Here is a 5,927-nt window from a genome sequence, read left to right as displayed (position 1 = left end):
TAATCACGCTGTGCATCATGTTTCAGGTTCCAGCTGTGTTTTATGGAGGCGACTGTGGAATATACATCATTTTCATCCATCTGGTGATATGATATTCCTGTTCTTTCGGGGATTAACCGCAAGACACAGAGGTATTTGTTAACCCGGTGTTTGCTGAATCCATCGGCCAGCAGTTTATTATGAATGTTCAGGATAGCGGTTTTATCATCGATGTCTTTACTGCAAGCGTATACATATGGTCGATATCGGCATCAAATCCGGCATTATCGATCTCAACTGGGTTTATAACCCCATGCCTCCAAAACCGCAGCAGATCTACCCAGAACTGGATGTCGAACCCGTAACCTCTTTTTAATAGTAAATATAAAAAATGCTGCTGAATTGTACAATGAAGATAATGTGGTGATGGGATCAAGTGCGGTTCATCGGGCAAATCAATATCCCATCTAATATAAAATAGATTTAAGTATCATGTTAAAATGTTTTGATGTTAACTCCTAATAAATCACGGACTACTTTTAAAATATAATAATCAAAAAAATGTAAATAGTTTTATATGGCTAACAATGTTAATTGTACACTCGAATGAAAGCCCTCTTAAACTGGAATGGTTTTCATCCAAGGAAAAATCGAGGGAGTTATGAAATGGTTACTGCCTTCCTAAAATATCTATTAATGATCTTGGTTGCAGGAATTTCAGCCAGCATACCTGAGTGATGATATATGGACTTTTATCAAATAATGTTATTCTATAAAACCTAAGTTCCCGACATTTTAAGCGCATAACTAAGGTATTGATTAAATAATTTATTATGTCACTATTCAGCATTATCCTCAATTTGTTCGAAACCGAGCTGGAATACTAAAATTAGGCTTCTTCAAAATCGTGTGGGCAATTTCACTATTCATACAACTGACCTATTCCACTGTGTATGCTCCTCATCGGAACACTTTCTAATTCTGTAATATTTCACTGCAAAAAAAAACGGCATTCATTTATAAGAAAGCTTCAAACCATTTTCATGTTCCCATAAAAACTCCGCCCCTTCCTCTCCACCCCTTCCATCCTCTCAGCCATTGCATGCACCACAATAGGCAGAGCAATCGTAGCATCAACAAAAACCTGCACCTTCCTGGCAGCACTGGAAACCTTCCCCCATGAAACAGCCTCATCAAAAGTACATCCTGAAAGCCCTCCCCAGTGGGGCGCATCGGTAGTATATTGTATAGCATAGTCATGCCCCTCCACATTATTCCCCATAAGCGAAGCTATCACCTCGGTCTGCTGGATAAAGTTCTTGGGCACGCCCCCACCAACATACACCACACCTGTTTTTGTAGACTGCTCAACCATTCTGGTGATCTCGTCCGCATCCTTGATCTGGTCAACAATCACCTGATGCCCCTTACGCCGGGCATATACCAGCCCGATGCCGATGGATGAATCAGTCAGGGCGGGTATGAATATTGGAACATCATTCTCATAAGCGCTGACAATAATTGAATCGCTGCTGCCGCCCAGTTCTTTAACCCTGGCACCCAGCAGTGATATGAATTCCCTTGATGAATACGTCTTATTCTTATCAAGCTTTGAAGCAAAATCACCGATCAGCCGGTCTGCTTCCCTGAACTCTTCTTCCACAGCGAACACATCATGTATCCTGTCGATCCCATGTTTGAACAGGATAGCATCATCGGCAAGATGCGTCCCTATATAGTGTTTCTTATTCAGGCTCTCATGAATATCATGAAAAATATTGGCACCCGTGGACACCAGGCAATCGATCAATCTGTTTTTAATAAGATAGGTAATAATGCCCCTCATCCCTGCAGGAACCATGGCACCTGACAGCCCCATCATGATAGTTATCTCATCTTCATTGAGCATCTGGTACCAGGCCTCAACAGACTCACCCAGTTTCCTTCCCTGGAAACCGGTAGACGTCATAGCTTTGGTAATTTCGCTAACAGACCTGGGTTTAACATCCATAGGAATGGTAGGATGTCGGGTAAAATGTTTCTTATCCATTGAGGTCACCTTTAAAAATCTAGATATGTATAGTCATTGATCTCTTTCTTCATATTGTTAAGGATACTTCTGCCCATCTGGTGACTGATATCTCCATCATCAACTGATCTTTGGACCGATGTTTCTATACTATTGACAAGACTTCGCTTATTGAAATGAAGCATGGTTAGTACAGAATTCACAGTATCACCCTTGATGATCTTCTTGATCTCCCATTCATCATCATCCTTTATCACAACATGGGCCTCGTGAACTGCTCCGAACAGGTTATGCAGATCTCCTATTGCATCCTGGTATGCTCCCAGCAGGAGCACTGCCACATAATAGGGCTGATTGTCAAGTGAATGCAGTTCAAGTAGTTCCTTGACATCCTTAATATCCACGAATTTATCTATCTCACCATCCGAATCACAGGTCATATCCAGTATGGTACCGTAATTCTCAGGTTCTTTGTTCAATTTCTGGATAGGCACAATTGGAAATAGCTGGTCTATAGCCCAGAAGTCAGGCATGCTCTGGAACATTGAGAAATTTCCAATATACCTCTTTGACATCAATTTCCTTACATTATCAAACTCTTCTGATTCATCCTCTGTCTGCTGAATATACCTGTGTATTTTCTGGCAGATCTTGTAGAACAGGGATTCTCCCTTAGCTTTATCTTCCAGACCCAGCTGGCCAAGATTGAACATATTGATAAGTTCATCTTTATATTCCAGACTGTCGTGGTATAATTCACGGTAATTCTTTACTGTTATTTCATTAAAACAGCTATAGAACTTCAGGAGAACATTGGGGTTATCTTCATTAACTTCAACATTCCAGTCATAGATAACGGATTTTTCATAGGCAAGATTGGTGATCAGCATTGAATGGTAGACTGCAATTGCTCTCCCGCTTTCGGTCACAATGGTAGGGTGATCAATACCTTCTTCATCGCAGATTTCCTTTAAAGTGAAAACCACGTTGTTGGTATATTCCTGCATGGAATAATTGGCACTGGCGTCAGAAGATGTTTTGCTACCGTCATAATCCACACCAAGTCCCCCTCCGATATTGAAATATTCAAGGGCGGGGACCATTCTCTTTACTTTTGCATATATCCTGGAAGCTTCCTTGACCGCATTTTGGATCCTTCTGACTTCTGTGATCTGTGAACCGATGTGGAAATGCAGCATCTTAAGATTGGGTACCATATTATGCTTGGCAAGTATATCCAGGGCAGTCAGCAATTCGCCTGTAGTCAGGCCGAACTTTGAACCTTCACCCCCGGATTCCACCCATTTTCCGCTTCCTTTTGAATATAACCTTAGCCTGATACCTAAACATGGATTAGCATTCAGTTTTTTAGAGATCCTGATGATATCGTGGATCTCGTCCAACTGGTCGATAACAAGTATGATATTATTCTTGAGAAGCGAAGCCTGGAGGGCAGTCCTGATATAATGTTTGTCCTTATAACCATTGCAGACCAGCAGTGATTCAGGATTAAGTTTGAAGAATAAACTCTCGATCAGTTCGGGTTTGCTCCCTGCTTCCAACCCATAGTTGTACTTTTTCCCGACTCGTACAATCTCATCAATCACATCCTTTCGCTGGTTGACCTTTAAGGGGAATACACCTTTATAGGTGGCCTGATAGCCAAATTCATTGATTGACCGATCAAATGATTCGTAGAGTTCGCATATCCTGTTCTCCAGTATCTGTGGAAAACGGAGAAGTACAGGGGTATTAATCTTGTTTTTCTTTAAATATTCTATGACCTGAAGAATCTCTATTTGGGATTTGCCTTTATCAGGTTTAACAGCCAGGTTACCTTTGCGATTTATGCTGAAATATCCATTCCCCCAGTCATCGATCCCATAAAGGTCTTTCGAGTTCTCGTTTTTCCAGCCAGTTGTAGTATCAAGGTTCTTCTTTTTTTTCATTTTGGGATTAATCACTTCCTGGTATATAAGAAACTTACAAATTAGATAAGAATATTAGTATTAATCTTTCCTATTGTATACAAAATATGATGTTAAGAATATTTTTCATCTATCAATACGTTATTAACTGATGTCATGCCAAGTCAAGTTTTTTTCAAAGGAGTGGAAGAGGTAGGTCCTAACTGCACCCAACCTGAGCAAATAATGGAATTATTCCGGCATATCTCGCCAGTCCAAAAGGGCGACATCGTGGCTGTCAAGATCCATACAGGCGAATACGGGAATACCACATATATCAGGCCAGTACTGGTACGCACCGTGGTGGATATGGTGAGAAAAGCAGGAGGCATCCCGTTTGTCACAGATACTACTACTTTGTATAAAGGGATGAAACTGAACGCGGCTGAACTGCTGTGGGCTGCAGCTATGAACGGTTTTACCTTAGCCAGCATGAATGCCCCGCTCATAGTAGCTGACGGGTTGACTGGAGATGATGCAATTACCTTATCCATAGGCGGTGAAGCCGTGGATGAGATCACCGTGGCATCAGCTATTGCAAAAGCAGATTCGATGATAGTATTATCCCATGGGAAGGGACACCCAGGCTCAGGGTTTGGTGGTGCTGTGAAGAACCTGGGCATGGGTTGTCTGGATAAGGAAGGCAAGACCCAGGTTCATATTGTAGGCCAGCCCACTATTGATCCAGAGAAATGTATTAACTGCGGCGATTGCATAGAGGTATGCGCCTGGGGCGCATTACGGTCCGGTGAGAACCATACCTGGGTGGATAAGAATCTTTGTCGCGGTGAACTGGCATGTGCCGATTCCTGCCCCCAGGAAGCAATTATTCCACCGGAAAATGTTGGTGTTGAAATGCAGAAAAGGTTAGGTGAGGCTGCTCTTGGTCCCATCAAATGCCTGCCTGACAGGATTGGATACATTAACTGGGTATATGATATTACACCGGGATGCGATTGTTTCAATTTCTCCTCTCCTCATTTTGCTGAAGATGTGGGTATATTTGCATCCACTGATCCGGTGGCTATTGATGCTGCCACTATAGATATGATCAATAAAAAGATGGGTGGAAGAAGTATTGCTGATATTTGGGAGATCGATCCGATTATTCATTTAAAGTATGCCGAAAAGGTTGGATGCGGGAATATGACATATACACTAATAAAATAAGAATTAAGGGACTGCCAAGATACTTTTTTGCCAGATGCCGGGTTTTCTGAGAAAAGCAAATGTGATGGAACACGGATAACGCGGGTGCGCACGGATCAGTGAAAATCCGTTGAATCAGTGTTATCCGTGTTCCGCACTGCGGATGTGCTTTGCGTTCTTTGTAGAGGGTAGCGAATCCATTACGGGATTATATCTGCGATTCGAATTCTCATATTTATCTGGCGGAAGACAATGAATTGATTTTGACAGGTTATTCTCAAGTAAGCCCTAAGTATATTTGGATCTCCACATTGAGTGGTAAATATCAGACGAGATTAACAGGATTTACAGTATATTGATTGCTTATTTTCATCCTGTTCATCCTAAATCCTGTCCATTAATTCAGAAATACGAATTCATGTTTAGCAGCATGTCCTGAATAGTGAAATTACCTTCAGGATGTTGAAGAGAAACGAATTTTTCTTACAAGCATTACAAGCAAGAAACTATTTATCAAAGCAATTAGAATATTTCTTTAAGGAGTGGATTAGAAATTACCACAAAAGCAGAATTAGAAAAGTTAGCAGAAGAGTGTCAGGCATGTGCTGATAAAGATACGGTATCAATAGATGAACATCTTGAGAGCTGCCCTTCATGTCAGGAGCATAAAAAGAAAGCCGAAGGTTTCAACCAGATGATGGAAGTTGTTGAAATGCTGGCTTCAAAACCTGAAGAAGACCGACGAAAAATCTTGGGACCAGTATAGATTTGGGGCACAAAAAATCGATCAAAAATATCCAGTA

4 protein-coding genes are annotated in these 5,927 nt (G+C 41.4%); 1 reads left to right on the top strand and 3 read right to left on the bottom strand.

Annotated elements, in window-relative coordinates; all coding sequences use genetic code 11:
* Nucleotides 1-187: 187 nt before the first annotated feature.
* The 3 genes from IBX40_10505 to speA all read right to left on the bottom strand — a co-directional run bounded on the left by IBX40_10505 (nucleotide 188) and on the right by speA (nucleotide 3,957).
* Complete coding sequence (locus IBX40_10505; protein MBE0524748.1) at nucleotides 188-433, bottom strand: hypothetical protein; 246 nt, start codon at nucleotides 431-433, stop codon at nucleotides 188-190.
* Nucleotides 434-1,009: 576 nt separating this feature from the next.
* Nucleotides 1,010-2,029 (bottom strand): deoxyhypusine synthase, encoded by a 1,020-nt coding sequence (locus IBX40_10500; GenBank protein MBE0524747.1) that lies wholly within the window; start codon nucleotides 2,027-2,029, stop codon nucleotides 1,010-1,012.
* Nucleotides 2,030-2,040: 11 nt separating this feature from the next.
* Nucleotides 2,041-3,957 carry a biosynthetic arginine decarboxylase gene (speA, locus tag IBX40_10495; GenBank protein MBE0524746.1) on the bottom strand — a complete coding sequence of 639 codons (1,917 nt, stop codon included), beginning with the start codon at nucleotides 3,955-3,957 and terminating at the stop codon, nucleotides 2,041-2,043.
* 135 nt (nucleotides 3,958-4,092) lie between these two features.
* On the opposite strand from speA, the gene IBX40_10490 reads away from it, so the two are divergent.
* Nucleotides 4,093-5,145: a DUF362 domain-containing protein gene (locus IBX40_10490; GenBank protein MBE0524745.1), complete on the top strand. Its 1,053-nt coding sequence runs from the start codon at nucleotides 4,093-4,095 to the stop codon at nucleotides 5,143-5,145.
* The last annotated feature ends 782 nt before the right edge of the window (nucleotides 5,146-5,927 follow it).

It is taken from the genome of Methanosarcinales archaeon (genome assembly GCA_014859725.1).
GTDB lineage: Archaea > Halobacteriota > Methanosarcinia > Methanosarcinales > Methanocomedenaceae > Kmv04.
The sequence above is the reverse complement of the archived record's forward strand: the minus strand, read 5'-3'. Positions and strand labels throughout refer to the sequence as shown.